Consider the following 14,692-nt stretch of genomic DNA (forward strand, 5'->3'; position numbering starts at 1 on the left):
AGCGCGATTAGCCGTTGAGCGGTCGGGTATTCATGAGAAAAATCAGAGAATAACCCTGCAAGGTTTTCAGGCTTTGTGGCACACTGCGCTTTTCGCACGGTCTGGCCGGGTGCTTCCCGCGGTTATTGATGAGAGAGAATAACAACATGAAATGGCTATGTTATGTAGGTGTCGCCGTCAGCCTGGCGCTGCAACCTGCGCTGGCAGAGGATTTGTTTGGTAATCACCCGCTCACGCCTGAAGCCCGCGACGCCTTTGTCACGGATTTACTCAAAAAGATGACGGTCGATGAGAAAATCGGCCAGCTGCGCCTGATAAGCGTCGGCCCGGAGAACCCGAAAGAAGCCATTCGCGAGATGATCAAAGACGGGCAGGTAGGAGCCATTTTTAACACCGTTACCCGCCAGGATATCCGCAAAATGCAGGATCAGGTGATGGAACTGAGCCGCCTGAAAATTCCGCTGTTCTTCGCCTACGACGTGGTGCACGGCCAGCGTACCGTCTTCCCGATTAGCCTCGGCTTAGCCTCCTCCTTTAACCTCGATGCGGTGAAAACCGTCGGGCGCGTATCGGCATATGAAGCCGCAGACGACGGCCTGAACATGACCTGGGCGCCGATGGTAGACGTCTCCCGCGATCCGCGCTGGGGCCGTGCTTCGGAGGGCTTTGGGGAAGATACTTATTTAACCGCCACGATGGGCAAAACCATGGTGGAAGCGATGCAGGGCAAAAGTCCGGCAGATCGTTACTCGGTGATGACCAGCGTCAAGCACTTCGCCGCCTATGGCGCGGTGGAAGGCGGCAAAGAGTACAACACCGTGGACATGAGTCCGCAGCGCCTGTTTAACGACTATATGCCGCCGTACAAAGCGGGGCTGGACGCGGGCAGCGGCGCGGTGATGGTGGCATTGAACTCTCTCAACGGCACGCCTGCCACCTCCGATTCGTGGCTGCTGAAAGATGTGCTGCGCGACCAGTGGGGCTTCAAGGGCATCACCGTTTCGGATCACGGGGCGATTAAAGAGCTGATCAAGCACGGCACAGCGTCTGACCCGGAAGATGCGGTACGCGTGGCACTCAAGTCCGGCATCAACATGAGCATGAGCGACGAATACTACAGCAAATACCTGCCGGGGCTGGTGAAGAGCGGCAAGGTGACGATGGCGGAGCTGGACGATGCCGCTCGCCACGTGCTGAACGTGAAATATGACATGGGGCTGTTTAACGATCCTTACAGCCATCTGGGGCCGAAGGAGTCTGATCCGGCGGACACCAATGCTGAAAGCCGCCTGCACCGCAAAGAAGCCCGCGAAGTGGCGCGCGAAAGCCTGGTGCTGCTGAAAAACCGTCTCGACACGCTGCCGCTGAAAAAATCCGGCACCATTGCCGTGGTCGGTCCGCTGGCCGACAGCAAGCGTGACGTCATGGGCAGCTGGTCCGCCGCAGGCGTGGCGGATCAGTCCGTTACCGTGCTGACAGGCATTAAGAGCGCTGTGGGTGATAATGCAAAAGTGGTTTACGCCAAAGGCGCAAACGTCACCGACGATAAAGACATCGTGACCTTCCTCAACCAGTACGAGGAAGCGGTGAAGGTGGATCCACGCACGCCGAAAGAGATGATCGACGAAGCGGTTAACGCCGCGAAGCAGTCCGACGTGGTGGTCGCCGTGGTAGGTGAAGCGCAGGGGATGGCGCACGAAGCCTCCAGCCGGACCGACATCACGATCCCGCAAAGCCAGCGTGACCTGATCGCGGCCCTGAAAGCCACCGGCAAGCCGCTGGTGCTGGTGCTGATGAACGGGCGTCCGCTGGCGCTGGTGAAAGAAGACCAGCAGGCTGACGCCATTCTGGAAACCTGGTTCGCCGGTACCGAAGGCGGTAACGCCATTGCCGACGTGCTGTTTGGCGATTACAACCCGTCCGGCAAGCTGCCGATGTCCTTCCCGCGCTCCGTCGGGCAGATCCCGGTTTACTACAGCCACCTGAACACCGGTCGTCCGTACAACGCCGACAAGCCGAACAAGTACACGTCCCGTTACTTCGACGAGGCTAACGGCCCGCTCTATCCGTTTGGCTATGGCCTGAGCTACACCACGTTTAAGGTCTCTGACGTGAAAATGTCGGCGTCGACCCTGAAGCGTGACGGCAAAGTGACCGCCAGCGTGGAAGTGACCAACAGCGGCAAACGCGAAGGCGCGACGGTGATCCAGATGTACGTTCAGGATGTCACGGCCTCCATGAGCCGTCCGGTGAAACAGCTGCGCGGCTTCGAAAAGGTCAACCTGAAACCGGGCGAAACCAAAACGGTCAGCTTCCCGATTGACGTAAATGCGCTGAAGTTCTGGAATCAGCAGATGAAATACGATGCCGAGCCTGGCAAATTCAACGTCTTCATCGGCGTGGATTCCGCCCGGGTGAACAAAGCCGAGTTTGAACTGCAATAATCTTACCTTTCTCCCTATCCCCCGCCTGGCGGGGGATGCCTCTCATCTGGTACGAAAAACGGTTAAATTCACTGTTTTAAGCTACGCTTTTCTCTCAAGCCTATGAAAAAGGCCACAAAATAATGAGGAAAGTAGAATGACGATTATTAAGGGGATAACAGGGTCGGCGGTGCTTCTGGCGGCGCTGAGCCTGCCGTTACAGGCCGCAGAGCCGGTTAAGGTGGGTTCCAAAATTGATACCGAGGGCGCGTTGCTCGGCAATATCATTTTGCAGGTGCTCGAAAGCCACGGCGTGAAAACGGTCAATAAAGTGCAGCTTGGCACTACGCCTGTCGTGCGCGGTGCTATCACTTCCGGCGAGCTGGATATCTACCCGGAATACACCGGCAACGGGGCATTCTTCTTCAAGGATGAAAACGATCCGGCCTGGAAAAATGCCAAAGCCGGGTACGAAAAAGTCAAAAAGCTGGACGCGGAAAAAAATAAGCTGGTCTGGCTTACACCGGCACCGGCCAACAACACCTGGACCATCGCGGTGCGCAAAGATATCGCCGAGAAAGGCAAGCTCACCTCGCTTGACGATCTCAGCCGCTACCTGAAAGAGAAGGGCGAGTTTAAGCTCGCGGCCTCGGCAGAGTTTATCGAGCGCGCTGATGCCCTGCCAGCGTTTGAAAAAGCTTATGATTTCAAGCTCGATCAGGCACAGCTACTTTCTCTGGCGGGCGGCGACACGGCGGTGACCATTAAGGCGGCGGCGCAGAAAACCTCCGGCGTCAACGCGGCGATGGCTTACGGCACCGACGGCCCGGTCGCGGCGCTTGGTCTGCAAACCCTGACCGACCCGAAAGGCGTTCAGCCAATTTACGCCCCAACCCCGGTCGTGCGCGAGGCGGTGCTGAAAGCCTACCCGGATATCGACGATTGGCTCAAACCGGTGTTTGAAAAACTGGATGCGAAAACGCTGCAACAGCTGAATGCCAGCATTGCCGTAGAGGGGCTGGATGCCAAAAAAGTGGCTGCCGACTTCCTGAAACAACAAGGGCTTGTGAAGTAACGGGATAAGGCTGTGCCAATAAAATGTCATAACCGCGTCCTGCTGCTGTTGGTCTGTGTGGCCATCGTGGCGGTCGCGTTACCTTTTGTGAATGTCGCGCCAAACCGTCTGGTGTCGGGCGAACCGCGCGCGCTGTGGCAGATCTGGGCATTTACGCCGCTGCTGCTGGGCGCGGCGCTGGCGAGTACCGTAGTCTTAGCCTTCTGGCCGGGGCGAACCGCGCTGTGGCTGACGCTTCTGCTCAGCGAAGCGCTGTTTATCGTACTGTTCTGGAGCGCGGGACAGGCGGCAACGCAGATGGCCTCGGTTGAAAGCCCTCTGGCGCGCACGTCGATTGGCAGCGGCCTGTGGCTGTGGCTGGCACTCTGCCTGCTGGCCTGTAGCGATGCCATTCGCCGCCTGACGCCGATACCTGTGTGGCGCTGGCTGCTGAACGCGCAATTCTGGGTTATTCCCCTGCTGATCCTCTTCAGCGGCGATCTGAATCAACTCTCGCTGTTAAAAGAGTACGTCAACCGCCAGGAGGTGTTTGACAACGCGCTGGCGCAACATCTGACGATCCTGTTCGGGACGCTGGTCCCGGCGCTGCTGCTGGGCGTGCCGCTGGGCATGTGGTGCTACCGACATCCCAGCCGCCAGGGTGCCGTCTTTACCGTGCTCAACGTTATTCAGACCATCCCCTCCGTTGCCCTGTTTGGCCTGCTGATTGCCCCCCTCGCCGGTCTGGTTAAATCCTTCCCTGCGTTGGCCGCGGCAGGCATTGCCGGAACCGGGCTGACCCCGGCGTTGATTGCCCTTGTGCTGTATGCGCTGCTGCCACTGGTGCGCGGCGTGGTGGCGGGGTTAAGCCAGGTTCCGCCCGACGTGCTGGAAAGCGCCCATGCGATGGGGATGAGTGCGCGCCAGTGTTTCTGGAAAATACAGCTGCCGCTTGCGCTTCCGCTGCTGGTTCGCAGCCTGCGGGTGGTGACGGTGCAAACCGTTGGGATGGCGGTAATTGCCGCGCTGATCGGGGCGGGCGGCTTTGGGGCGCTGGTGTTCCAGGGGCTGCTCAGCAGCGCGCTGGATCTGGTGTTGCTGGGCGTTGTGCCCACGATTGCGCTGGCGGTCGTTCTGGATGCCCTGTTTGCCCTGTGGCTCGCGCTGCTCAGGAGAAGAGCCAATGATTGAATTTCATGATGTGAGTAAAACCTTTGCGGGCCGTCCGGCGGCAAGCCATCTCAATCTGCATTTTGCCGAGGGGGCGTTCTCGGTATTGATCGGGACGTCGGGGTCGGGAAAATCGACGACGCTGAAGATGATCAATCGGCTGGTGGAGCACGACAGCGGGACGATTCGCTTTGCCGGAGAGGAGATCCGCAGCCTGCCGGTGCTGGAGCTGCGGCGGCGTATGGGCTACGCCATTCAGTCCATCGGCCTGTTTCCCCACTGGACGGTGGCGCAGAACATTGCCACCGTGCCACAGCTGGAAAAATGGTCCCGGGGGAAGATCAATGAGCGTGTCGACGAGTTGATGGCGCTGCTGGGCCTGGACGCGTCGCTTCGTAACCGCTATCCGCACCAGCTTTCCGGCGGACAGCAGCAGCGGGTCGGGGTGGCGCGCGCGCTGGCCGCTAACCCGCAGGTACTGCTGATGGATGAGCCCTTCGGCGCGCTGGATCCGGTCACCCGCGGCGCACTTCAGGCCGAGATGAGCCGCATCCACCGTATTCTCGGGCGCACCATCGTGCTGGTGACGCATGATATCGACGAAGCACTGCGGCTGGCCGATCGTCTGGTACTGATGGATCACGGCGAAGTCGTCCAGCAGGGTACGCCGCTTGAGCTGTTAACGTCGCCGGCAAACGATTTTGTGCGTGAATTCTTTGGCCGCAGCGAGCTGGGCGTCAGGCTGCTCTCGCTGCGCACCGTCAGGGACTATCTGCGTCCGCAGGATGCGCAAATCGGTGGTGAACCGCTGCATGACGGGATGAGCCTGCGCGATGCCCTTTCGGCGTTTGTCGCCCGGCAGTGTGAGGTGTTACCCGTTGCGGACGGGCAGGGGACACCATGCGGGACGATCCATTTTCGCGATCTGCTGGCGGGGGAGGTGACGCGTGAAGTGGGTCCGTGATCCGTTACTCTGGCTGACAGGGCTGTTTATCGCCTTACTCTACCTGATGCCGCACAGCGCGGCGCTGTTTAATGCGCTTATTCCCGGGCTGCCGCGCCCGGTGTACCAGCAGGAGAGCTTTGTTAATCTCGCCCTGGCGCACTTCTGGCTGGTAGCGGCGTCAAGCGTGATTTCCATCGTGCTGGGCACAGGTGCCGGTATTGCGGTGACGCGGCCTGCGGGCAGGGAGTTCCGTCCGTTGGTGGAGACCATCGCCGCAACGGGGCAGACCTTCCCGCCGGTGGCCGTGCTGGCGATTGCCGTGCCGGCGATCGGTTTTGGGCAGGAGCCTGCCATCATTGCGCTGATCTTGTACGGCGTGTTGCCCATTCTGCAAGGGACGCTGGCGGGCATTGCGGCGGTGCCTGCATCGGTGCTGAGCGTAGCGGAAGGGATGGGAATGAGCGCCTGGCAGCGGCTACTGAAGGTTGAACTGCCGCTGGCAGCACCGGTGATTATTGCCGGTGTGCGGACGTCCGTGATCATCAACATTGGTACGGCAACCATCGCGTCGACGGTCGGGGTCAATACGCTGGGGACGCCAATCATTATTGGGTTAAGCGGGTTTAACACGGCTTATATTATTCAGGGGGCGGTTCTGGTTGCGCTGGCGGCGATTGTGGTGGATCGCCTGTTTGAACGCCTGGCCGGATACCTCAGCCAACACCGCCGCGAACAATAAACGAGTAACCTGCAAGCATAACGCCACCGATACCGCTGACGGCCATCAGTGCAAAAAGGGTAATTACGGCCAGTTTCGTTGCCTTCATCATGTGCTCCTGTTGTTAACGGAACAATTATACGGTGAAGCGCAGCTGTTAATGAACCATTAAATGCGTTACAACGCATTTGGCCCCAGCGAGTAAACGGGATAACCATGTTCGCGCCATTCCGTCAGGAGCTGCTGCTGGGAAGCGGAGGGGACTTCGCCACACCAGACCAGCAGCGTCTGCCCCTCAAACAGTTCCGGCCTGAGCTGTGCCAGGGAGTGTGCAAGCACGTCAACGCGCCAGCCCTGCTGGGTGGCAATCCAGGCTTCGAGCCACAGCCGGGTGGTATCGTGGACGTTCCAGCCGATCACCAGCGCATCTTTGCTGTTTTTATTCCGCGCTGAGGCAAGACAGACGGAAATATAGTTAATCAGCACGCCATCAAGCATACTGAGCAGTGCCTGTAAGGTGGTTTGCTGACACTGAAGCCGACGCCGTAGGGGAATAAAAAGATGGGTGATCAGGGTTTGCGCGGGGTAGTCTCGACCCTGTTCTTTGATCCAGCCGCGCAGACGCTGCAAATTGCCGGTCTGCAACAGCCTCAGCAGCGTTTCCTGCTGCTCGCGCCAGAGATGCTGCGTATCAGGATCGTCCTGGCTCAGAAGCGACTTCACCTTGCCTACCTGTACGCCATTGTCGATCCAGCTTTTGATCTCGCGGATCCGGTCAATATCCGCATCGTTAAACAGGCGGTGCCCGCCGTCCGTTCTTTGCGGCTTAAGCAATCCATACCGTCGCTGCCACGCCCGTAGCGTAACGGGATTGATATCACACAGGAGTGCCACTTCACCTATCGTGTAAAGCGCCATTTTCGCCCCCAGGCTTGCGCGTCCCCAGCTTAACTGTAGACCCACTTTGCGGAACCAGGAAGATTTGATTCTTTTTTGTACAAATTATACGAAAGACAGGTTATCTCCGGCAAAAGGTGTGATGACGGACACGATTTATCGCTTTTTTGGCACGTTTCAAAGAAAGTTAACCGCCATCAGTGTATGTTACGCGTTTTTAGAATGTGCGGTTTGTGAGTATGTACGAGTTTAATCTGGTGCTGCTGTTGCTTCAGCAGATGTGCGTGTTTCTTGTCATCGCCTGGTTGATGAGCAAAACGCGCCTGTTCATTCCGCTGATGCAGGTCACCGTCCGTCTGCCGCACAAATTCCTCTGCTACGTCGTATTTTCCATATTCTGCATTATGGGGACCTGGTTTGGTCTCCATATTGAAGATTCCATCGCCAATACGCGCGCCATTGGCGCGGTAATGGGCGGGCTGCTCGGAGGCCCGGTCGTGGGCGGTCTGGTGGGGTTAACCGGCGGCCTGCACCGCTATTCGATGGGCGGTATGACGGCACTAAGCTGCATGATCTCCACCATTGTCGAAGGGCTGCTCGGTGGTCTCGTCCACAGCTATATGATTAAGCGCGGACGGCCGGATAAAGTGTTCAGTCCCCTTACCGCCGGGGCGATCACCTTCGTGGCGGAAATGGCGCAGATGGCGATCATCCTGCTGATCGCGCGCCCGTTTGACGATGCGTTACATCTGGTCAGCAGCATTGCCGCACCGATGATGGTCACCAATACCGTTGGTGCGGCGCTGTTTATGCGCATTCTGCTCGACAAACGCGCCATGTTCGAAAAATACACCTCGGCATTTTCTGCCACCGCATTAAAAGTTGCGGCGTCGACGGAAGGGATCCTGCGGCAGGGATTCAACGAGGAGAACAGCATGAAGGTGGCGCAGGTGCTGTATAAAGAGCTGGATATCGGGGCCGTGGCGATTACCGATCGCGAAAAGTTGCTGGCGTTTACCGGTACCGGGGACGACCACCATCTTCCAGGTAAGCCGATCTCCTCGGCCTACACTTTGCGCGCTATTGAAACGGGTGAAGTGGTGTATGCCGACGGGAATGAAGTGCCGTACCGCTGTTCCCTGCATCCGCAGTGCAAACTTGGCTCTACGCTGGTCATTCCCCTGCGGGGCGAAAACCAGCGCGTCATGGGCACCATTAAGCTTTACGAAGCCAAAAATCGCCTGTTCAGCTCCATCAACCGCACGCTGGGGGAGGGGATCGCCCAGCTGCTTTCGGCGCAAATCCTGGCGGGGCAGTATGAACGGCAAAAAGCGCTGCTGACGCAGTCAGAAATTAAGCTCCTGCACGCTCAGGTGAATCCGCATTTCCTGTTTAACGCGCTCAACACGCTGAAGGCGGTGATCCGCCGCGACAGCGATCAGGCCGCGCAGCTGGTGCAATTTCTGTCGACATTTTTCCGCAAAAACCTGAAGCGTCCCTCGGAGATCGTCACCCTCGCGGACGAGATTGAGCATGTAAACGCCTATCTGCAAATTGAAAAAGCGCGCTTCCAGTCACGATTACAGGTGTCGTTATCCGTCCCGGATGAGCTGGCGTATCAGCATCTTCCGGCCTTTACCCTGCAACCGATTGTGGAGAACGCCATTAAGCATGGGACGTCGCAGCTGCTGGGAACCGGAGAAATCATGATTTCCGCTTCCCGTTTTAACCACCATCTGGTGCTGGATATTGAAGATAACGCGGGGCTGTATGAAGCCTCCGCGTCAGGCGGTCTGGGCATGAGCCTGGTGGATAAGCGCCTGCGCGCACATTTTGGTGATGACTGCGGTATCACCGTCGCCTGTGAGCCAGACCGCTATACCCGAATTACCTTACGATTGCCGCTGGAGGAGAACGCATGTTAAGAGTGCTGATTGTTGATGATGAGCCGTTAGCACGGGAAAACCTGCGTGTTCTGTTGCAGGAGCAGAGTGATATCGAGGTTGTGGGGGAATGTGCCAATGCGATTGAAGGCATCGGTGCGGTGCATAAACTGCGCCCGGACGTGCTGTTCCTCGATATTCAGATGCCGCGCATCAGCGGTCTGGAGATGGTCGGCATGCTCGACCCGGAGCACCGTCCCTATATCGTCTTTCTGACGGCCTTTGATGAGTACGCGGTAAAGGCGTTTGAAGAGCACGCGTTTGATTATCTGCTGAAACCGATTGAAGAGAAACGCCTTGAAAAGACCCTGACCCGTCTGCGCCAGGAGCGTACCGCGCAGGACGTGACGCTGCTGCCGGAGCATCAGCAGCCCCTGAAGTTTATCCCCTGTACCGGGCACAGCCGGATTTACCTCCTGCAAATGGACGACGTTGCCTTTGTCAGCAGTCGTCTGAGCGGGGTATACGTCACCAGCGCTGAAGGCAACGAAGGCTTTACCGAGCTTACGTTACGCACGCTGGAGAGCCGCACGCCGCTGATCCGCTGTCATCGACAGTATCTGGTGAACATGGCGCACCTGAAGGAGATCCGCCTGGAAGATAACGGCCAGGCCGAACTGGTGCTACGTGCAGGGCAAACCGTGCCCGTCAGTCGTCGCTATCTGAAAAGTTTGAAAGAGGCGATAGGGCTGTAAAACTGGTACACTGCGCGCCATTGCATCATCGACATTCGAAGGCTCTATGCTAAGTAACGATATTCTTCGTAGCCTGCGCTACACCCTGAAAGCGAACAATAATGACATTGTGCGCATTCTTGCGCTCTCCGACATGGAATCCACGTCCGCCGGGTTCGACACCTGGATGACTAAAGAAGATGAAGAGGGTTTTGTTCGCTGCCCGGACATCATTCTGTCGGGCTTCCTGAACGGCCTGATCTACGACAAGCGCGGCAAAGATGAATCTGCGCCTGAGCTGGCGCTGGAGCGTCGGGTGAATAACAACACGGTGCTGAAAAAGCTGCGTATTGCGTTCTCCCTGAAAACTGACGACATTCTGGCGATCATGACCGAGCAGAAATTTCGCGTGTCGATGCCGGAAATCACCGCCATGATGCGCGCGCCGGATCATAAAAATTACCGCGAGTGTGGGGATCAGTTTCTGCGTTATTTCCTGCGTGGGTTGACGCAGCGGGTGCATAACCAGAAGGGGTGATTTTTAGCCGGGTGGCGGCCTCGCCTTACCCGGCCTAAAAACTCGTTGGCCCGTGCAAGCGTAGCGCCGCCGGGCAAAAAAAAGCCGGATTCTCATCCGGCTTTTTTATTACTTCACCTGCTGACCCGGCTTCGCGCCTTCGTCAGGGCTTAACAGGAAGATGTCTTTTCCGCCCGGGCCTGCGGCCATCACCATCCCTTCAGAGATGCCGAAGCGCATTTTACGCGGCGCCAGGTTTGCCACCATCACGGTCTGACGACCGATCAGCACCTGCGGATCAGGGTACGCGGAACGAATGCCGGAGAAGACGTTACGTTTCTCGCCGCCCAGATCCAGCGTCAGACGCAGCAGTTTGTCAGAACCTTCCACGAACTCCGCGTTTTCGATCAGCGCCACGCGCAGGTCGACTTTGGCGAAATCATCAAAGGTGATGGTCTCCTGAATCGGATCGTCCGCCAGCGGGCCGGTCACCGGCGCGGCAGCCGCTTTCACCTCTTCTTTTGATGCTTCCACCAGCGCGTCAACCTGTTTCATCTCGATGCGGTTATACAGCGCCTTGAAGGTGTTAACCTTGTGGCCGAGCAGCGGCTGCTGGATGGCATCCCAGGTCAGTTCGGTGTTCAGGAATGCTTCCGCGCGGGCTGCCAGCTGCGGCAGAACCGGCTTCAGCCAGGTCATCAGCACGCGGAACATGTTCAGACCCATGGTGCAGATCGCCTGCAAGTCGGCGTCGCGGCCTTCCTGTTTCGCCACCACCCACGGCGCCTGCTCGTCGACATAGCGGTTGGCCACGTCTGCCAGCGCCATGATTTCGCGAATGGCTTTACCAAATTCACGACTTTCCCAGGCTTCGCCAACCGCAGCGGCGGCGTCGGTGAAGGTTTTATACAGCTCAGGATCGGCCAGTTCGGCAGAGAGCACGCCGTCAAAGCGTTTAGCGATAAAACCTGCGTTACGGGACGCCAGGTTCACCACCTTGTTGACGATGTCCGCGTTCACGCGCTGCACGAAATCTTCCAGATTCAGGTCGATATCGTCGATGCGGGAAGAGAGCTTCGCGGTGTAGTAGTAGCGCAGGCTATCCGCATCGAAGTGGTTCAGCCAGGTGCTGGCCTTAATAAACGTCCCGCGAGATTTGGACATCTTCGCACCGTTGACCGTTACGTAGCCGTGTACGAACAGGTTAGTCGGCTTGCGGAAATTGCTGCCTTCAAGCATCGCTGGCCAGAACAGGCTGTGGAAGTAAACGATGTCTTTGCCGATGAAGTGGTACAGCTCGGCGGTGGAATCTTTCTTCCAGTACTCGTCGAAGCTTAGGGTATCGCCGCGCTTGTCACACAGGTTCTTGAAGGAGCCCATGTAGCCGATTGGCGCATCCAGCCAGACGTAGAAATATTTGCCCGGCGCGTTCGGGATTTCGAAGCCGAAGTATGGCGCATCGCGGGAGATATCCCACTGCTGCAGACCGGATTCAAACCACTCCTGCATCTTGTTCGCCACCTGCTCCTGCAGCGCGCCGCTGCGGGTCCACGCCTGCAGCATTTCGCTGAACGACGGCAGGTCGAAGAAGAAGTGCTCGGAGTCACGCATCACCGGCGTGGCGCCGGAAACCACGGATTTCGGCTCGATAAGCTCGGTCGGGCTGTAGGTCGCGCCACACACTTCGCAGTTATCGCCGTACTGGTCCGGGGATTTACATTTCGGACAGGTGCCTTTGACGAAACGGTCCGGCAGGAACATGCCTTTTTCCGGATCGTACAGCTGAGAGATGGTGCGGTTTTTAATGAAACCGTTCTCTTTCAGACGGGTGTAGATCAGCTCTGACAGCTCGCGGTTCTCGTCGCTGTGCGTGGAGTGATAGTTGTCATAGCTGATGTCAAAGCCAGCAAAATCGGTCTGATGCTCCTGACTCATTTCGGCGATCATCTGTTCCGGGGAAATTCCCAGCTGCTGCGCTTTCAGCATGATTGGGGTGCCGTGGGCATCGTCCGCACAGATGAAGTTCACCTCGTGGCCGCGCATTCGCTGGTAACGGACCCAGACATCAGCCTGGATATGCTCCAGCATGTGGCCGAGGTGGATTGAGCCGTTGGCGTACGGCAGGGCGCACGTTACCAGAATTTTTTTCGCGACTTGAGTCATAGTAGGCATTACTTCTTTTAACTGTGAAAAGGGTTTTCGATATTACCAAAAGGGGCATTATTAAGTAAGCACAAACCACGGCCTTTCAGGTAAACTTGTTCATCTAAGGTCTTATTCACAAGAACAAAGGAGTCGGGATGAGTTCTCAATCCCAGGCCAAATCACCGGAAGCCTTACGAGCAATGGTCGCCGGGACGCTGGCTAATTTTCAGCATCCAACCCTGAAGCACAATCTCACGACGCTGAAAGCGCTTCATCATGTCGCATGGCTGGACGATACGCTGCACATTGAGCTGCAGATGCCGTTCGTCTGGACCAGCGCCTTTGATGCCCTGAAAGAGCAAACCAGCTCTGAGCTGCTGCGCATTACTGGCGCAAAAGCAATTGACTGGAAGCTAAGCCACAGCATCGCCACGCTCAAGCGCGTGAAAAATCAGCCGGGCGTTAACGGCGTGAAGAACATCATCGCCGTCAGTTCTGGCAAGGGTGGGGTGGGTAAATCGTCGACCGCCGTGAACCTGGCGCTTGCGCTGGCGGCAGAAGGGGCGAAAGTCGGCATTCTGGATGCGGATATTTATGGCCCGTCCATTCCGAACATGCTGGGTGCTGAAAACCAGCGTCCAACTTCGCCGGACGGTACCCACATGGCGCCGATCGTGGCGCACGGTCTGGCGACCAACTCCATTGGTTACCTGGTCACGGACGATAACGCAATGGTCTGGCGCGGCCCGATGGCCAGCAAAGCTTTGCTGCAAATGTTGCAGGAGACAATGTGGCCTGACCTCGATTATCTGGTGCTGGACATGCCGCCGGGCACCGGTGATATCCAGCTGACGCTGGCGCAGAACATTCCGGTCACCGGCGCCGTCGTGGTCACCACGCCGCAGGATATCGCGCTGATCGACGCCAAAAAAGGCATCGTGATGTTCGAGAAGGTGGAGGTGCCGGTACTCGGCATCGTCGAAAACATGAGCATGCACATTTGCAGCAACTGTGGACACCATGAGCCGATCTTCGGTACCGGCGGTGCGGAGAAGCTGGCGGCGCAATATCACACCCAGCTGCTGGGGCAACTGCCGCTGCATATCACACTGCGTGAAGATCTGGATAGCGGTAAGCCGACGGTGGTCAGCCGTCCTGATAGCGAATTCACGGAAATCTATCGTCAGCTGGCGGGGCGCGTTGCGGCGCAACTGTACTGGCAGGGGGACGTGATCCCGAGCGAGATCGCCTTCCGCGCGGTGTAACGCCTCTGCGCGTTAGTGCCGGGTGGCGGCTTCGCCTTACCCGGCCTACCTCGATTTTGTAGGTCAGGTAAGCGTAGCGCCACCTGACTTTACCCAAGCCGATAGTGCATCAAATAATACTCTCCTTCCGGAGAATCCCCCGTCGCCTCAATGTGCCAGCCGTGGCGCTGGTAAAACGCAACTGCCCGCTCATTCTTCACCAGACACTTCAGCGCGCCTGTACTGGTAAACGTCCTCTGTACTTGTTCCAGTAACAAACGGCCAACTCCCAGACGCTGATACTGCGGGTCGACAAACAGATTGTGCAAAAAGTTATCATTTTCCCAGACGGAGGCAAACCCTACCCGGTGACCGTCGTGAATCGCAACCCAGATCTGCTCGTCACGCGTTGCGGCATCAAAATCCTCAAGCTGCCATTCAGAATTGTCCAGCCATGGCCAGGCCACGCGTCGTGCATGCAGGTACAGCGTGCGCAGAAATGGCCGGTCGTCCTCCTGCCAGGGCCGGATCATCGTATCAGCGGTGATAGAAAATATCTCCGTTATAGGCTTTGTAGATTTTGCCATCAGCATCGCCAATCAGAACGTAATTTTCACCCATGTAGGTCCAGTGCGTACCGGCATCGGGCGCGGGAAGGTTACGTAGCTGGTACTGTTTGATGGTGTACTCTGGCGTCTGATACTGCGCGGGCGCGGTATCGCCAATCTTAAATTTGGTGAAGTCGGCGATGAACTCCTGCTCTTCATAAGCCTTAATGCCGGAAGGCGCGGCGGCCGTTTGCGGGGCTGCGAATGCGGAGCCCGCCAGAGACAGTAATACACCCAGAAGCACCAATTTACGCTTAGCCATTTTTTCTCCAGTGATATCGTTACGGATACGCTTGTCTGCGGGGGACAGTGCGGCAGACAGCCCATTTTAAGTATCAAAACAGGGTGTGTTT

The 14,692-nt window shown here is 57.5% G+C and carries 14 protein-coding genes; 9 read left to right on the forward strand and 5 right to left on the reverse strand.

Annotated features, from left to right (window positions below; translation table 11 throughout):
* Positions 1-146: 146 nt before the first annotated feature.
* From bglX to L350_RS20390, 5 genes are all read left to right on the forward strand, one after another.
* Positions 147-2,444 (forward strand): beta-glucosidase BglX, encoded by a 2,298-nt coding sequence (gene bglX, locus L350_RS20410; protein WP_032623917.1) that lies wholly within the window; start codon positions 147-149, stop codon positions 2,442-2,444.
* Between the two features lie 136 nt (positions 2,445-2,580).
* The gene (locus tag L350_RS20405) at positions 2,581-3,498 is read left to right on the forward strand and encodes a glycine betaine ABC transporter substrate-binding protein OsmF (protein ID WP_022648682.1); all 918 of its coding nucleotides are present in this window, start codon (positions 2,581-2,583) and stop codon (positions 3,496-3,498) included.
* Positions 3,499-3,510: 12 nt separating this feature from the next.
* The gene (locus tag L350_RS20400) at positions 3,511-4,668 is read left to right on the forward strand and encodes an ABC transporter permease (protein ID WP_023300579.1); all 1,158 of its coding nucleotides are present in this window, start codon (positions 3,511-3,513) and stop codon (positions 4,666-4,668) included.
* On the forward strand, positions 4,661-5,611 hold the full coding sequence (locus L350_RS20395; protein WP_022651508.1) for an ABC transporter ATP-binding protein: 951 nt from the start codon (positions 4,661-4,663) through the stop codon (positions 5,609-5,611). The genes L350_RS20400 and L350_RS20395 overlap by 8 nt, the downstream gene beginning before the upstream one ends.
* Positions 5,595-6,332: an ABC transporter permease gene (locus tag L350_RS20390; protein WP_023306597.1), complete on the forward strand. Its 738-nt coding sequence runs from the start codon at positions 5,595-5,597 to the stop codon at positions 6,330-6,332. Before L350_RS20395 ends, L350_RS20390 begins: the two co-directional genes overlap by 17 nt.
* On the opposite strand, the gene L350_RS23795 is transcribed toward L350_RS20390, so the two are convergent.
* Both L350_RS23795 and mlrA read right to left on the reverse strand, forming a co-directional pair.
* A complete protein-coding gene (locus tag L350_RS23795; protein ID WP_022648678.1) occupies positions 6,307-6,420 on the reverse strand; it encodes a protein YohO in 114 nt (37 codons plus the stop codon). The two genes, L350_RS20390 and L350_RS23795, sit on opposite strands and share 26 nt — an antisense overlap.
* A 68-nt stretch (positions 6,421-6,488) precedes the next feature.
* Positions 6,489-7,229, reverse strand: coding sequence for an HTH-type transcriptional regulator MlrA (gene mlrA / locus L350_RS20385; RefSeq protein ID WP_022648677.1), 741 nt, complete (start codon positions 7,227-7,229; stop codon positions 6,489-6,491).
* Between the two features lie 218 nt (positions 7,230-7,447).
* Here mlrA and L350_RS20380 point away from each other — a divergent pair, with 218 nt between their 5' ends.
* Genes L350_RS20380 through L350_RS20370 form a run of 3 tightly spaced genes read left to right on the forward strand, consistent with a single transcriptional unit; the run spans position 7,448 to position 10,363 of the window.
* Positions 7,448-9,133, forward strand: a complete 1,686-nt coding sequence (locus L350_RS20380; protein WP_003859271.1) for a sensor histidine kinase — start codon at positions 7,448-7,450, stop codon at positions 9,131-9,133.
* Entirely contained in the window at positions 9,127-9,846 is a 720-nt protein-coding gene (btsR, locus tag L350_RS20375) for a two-component system response regulator BtsR (protein ID WP_022648676.1), read from the forward strand. The genes L350_RS20380 and btsR overlap by 7 nt, the downstream gene beginning before the upstream one ends.
* Before the next feature lie 46 nt (positions 9,847-9,892).
* Positions 9,893-10,363 carry a YehS family protein gene (locus L350_RS20370; protein ID WP_032623918.1) on the forward strand — a complete coding sequence of 157 codons (471 nt, stop codon included), beginning with the start codon at positions 9,893-9,895 and terminating at the stop codon, positions 10,361-10,363.
* Between the two features lie 108 nt (positions 10,364-10,471).
* Here L350_RS20370 and metG read toward each other — a convergent pair whose 3' ends face one another.
* Positions 10,472-12,505 (reverse strand): methionine--tRNA ligase, encoded by a 2,034-nt coding sequence (metG, locus tag L350_RS20365; protein ID WP_023300575.1) that lies wholly within the window; start codon positions 12,503-12,505, stop codon positions 10,472-10,474.
* 137 nt (positions 12,506-12,642) lie between these two features.
* Between metG and apbC the strand changes: the two genes are divergently transcribed.
* Positions 12,643-13,752 (forward strand): iron-sulfur cluster carrier protein ApbC, encoded by a 1,110-nt coding sequence (gene apbC, locus L350_RS20360; RefSeq protein WP_023300574.1) that lies wholly within the window; start codon positions 12,643-12,645, stop codon positions 13,750-13,752.
* Between the two features lie 89 nt (positions 13,753-13,841).
* Here the strand turns inward: apbC and L350_RS20355 are convergent, their stop codons facing one another.
* Entirely contained in the window at positions 13,842-14,318 is a 477-nt protein-coding gene (locus L350_RS20355; protein ID WP_032622520.1) for a GNAT family N-acetyltransferase, read from the reverse strand.
* Positions 14,269-14,601 (reverse strand): RcnB family protein, encoded by a 333-nt coding sequence (locus tag L350_RS20350; protein ID WP_022648672.1) that lies wholly within the window; start codon positions 14,599-14,601, stop codon positions 14,269-14,271. Before L350_RS20350 ends, L350_RS20355 begins: the two co-directional genes overlap by 50 nt.
* Positions 14,602-14,692 lie beyond the last annotated feature (91 nt).

The organism is Enterobacter sp. MGH 4, from assembly GCF_000534735.1.
GTDB lineage: Bacteria > Pseudomonadota > Gammaproteobacteria > Enterobacterales > Enterobacteriaceae > Enterobacter > Enterobacter intestinihominis.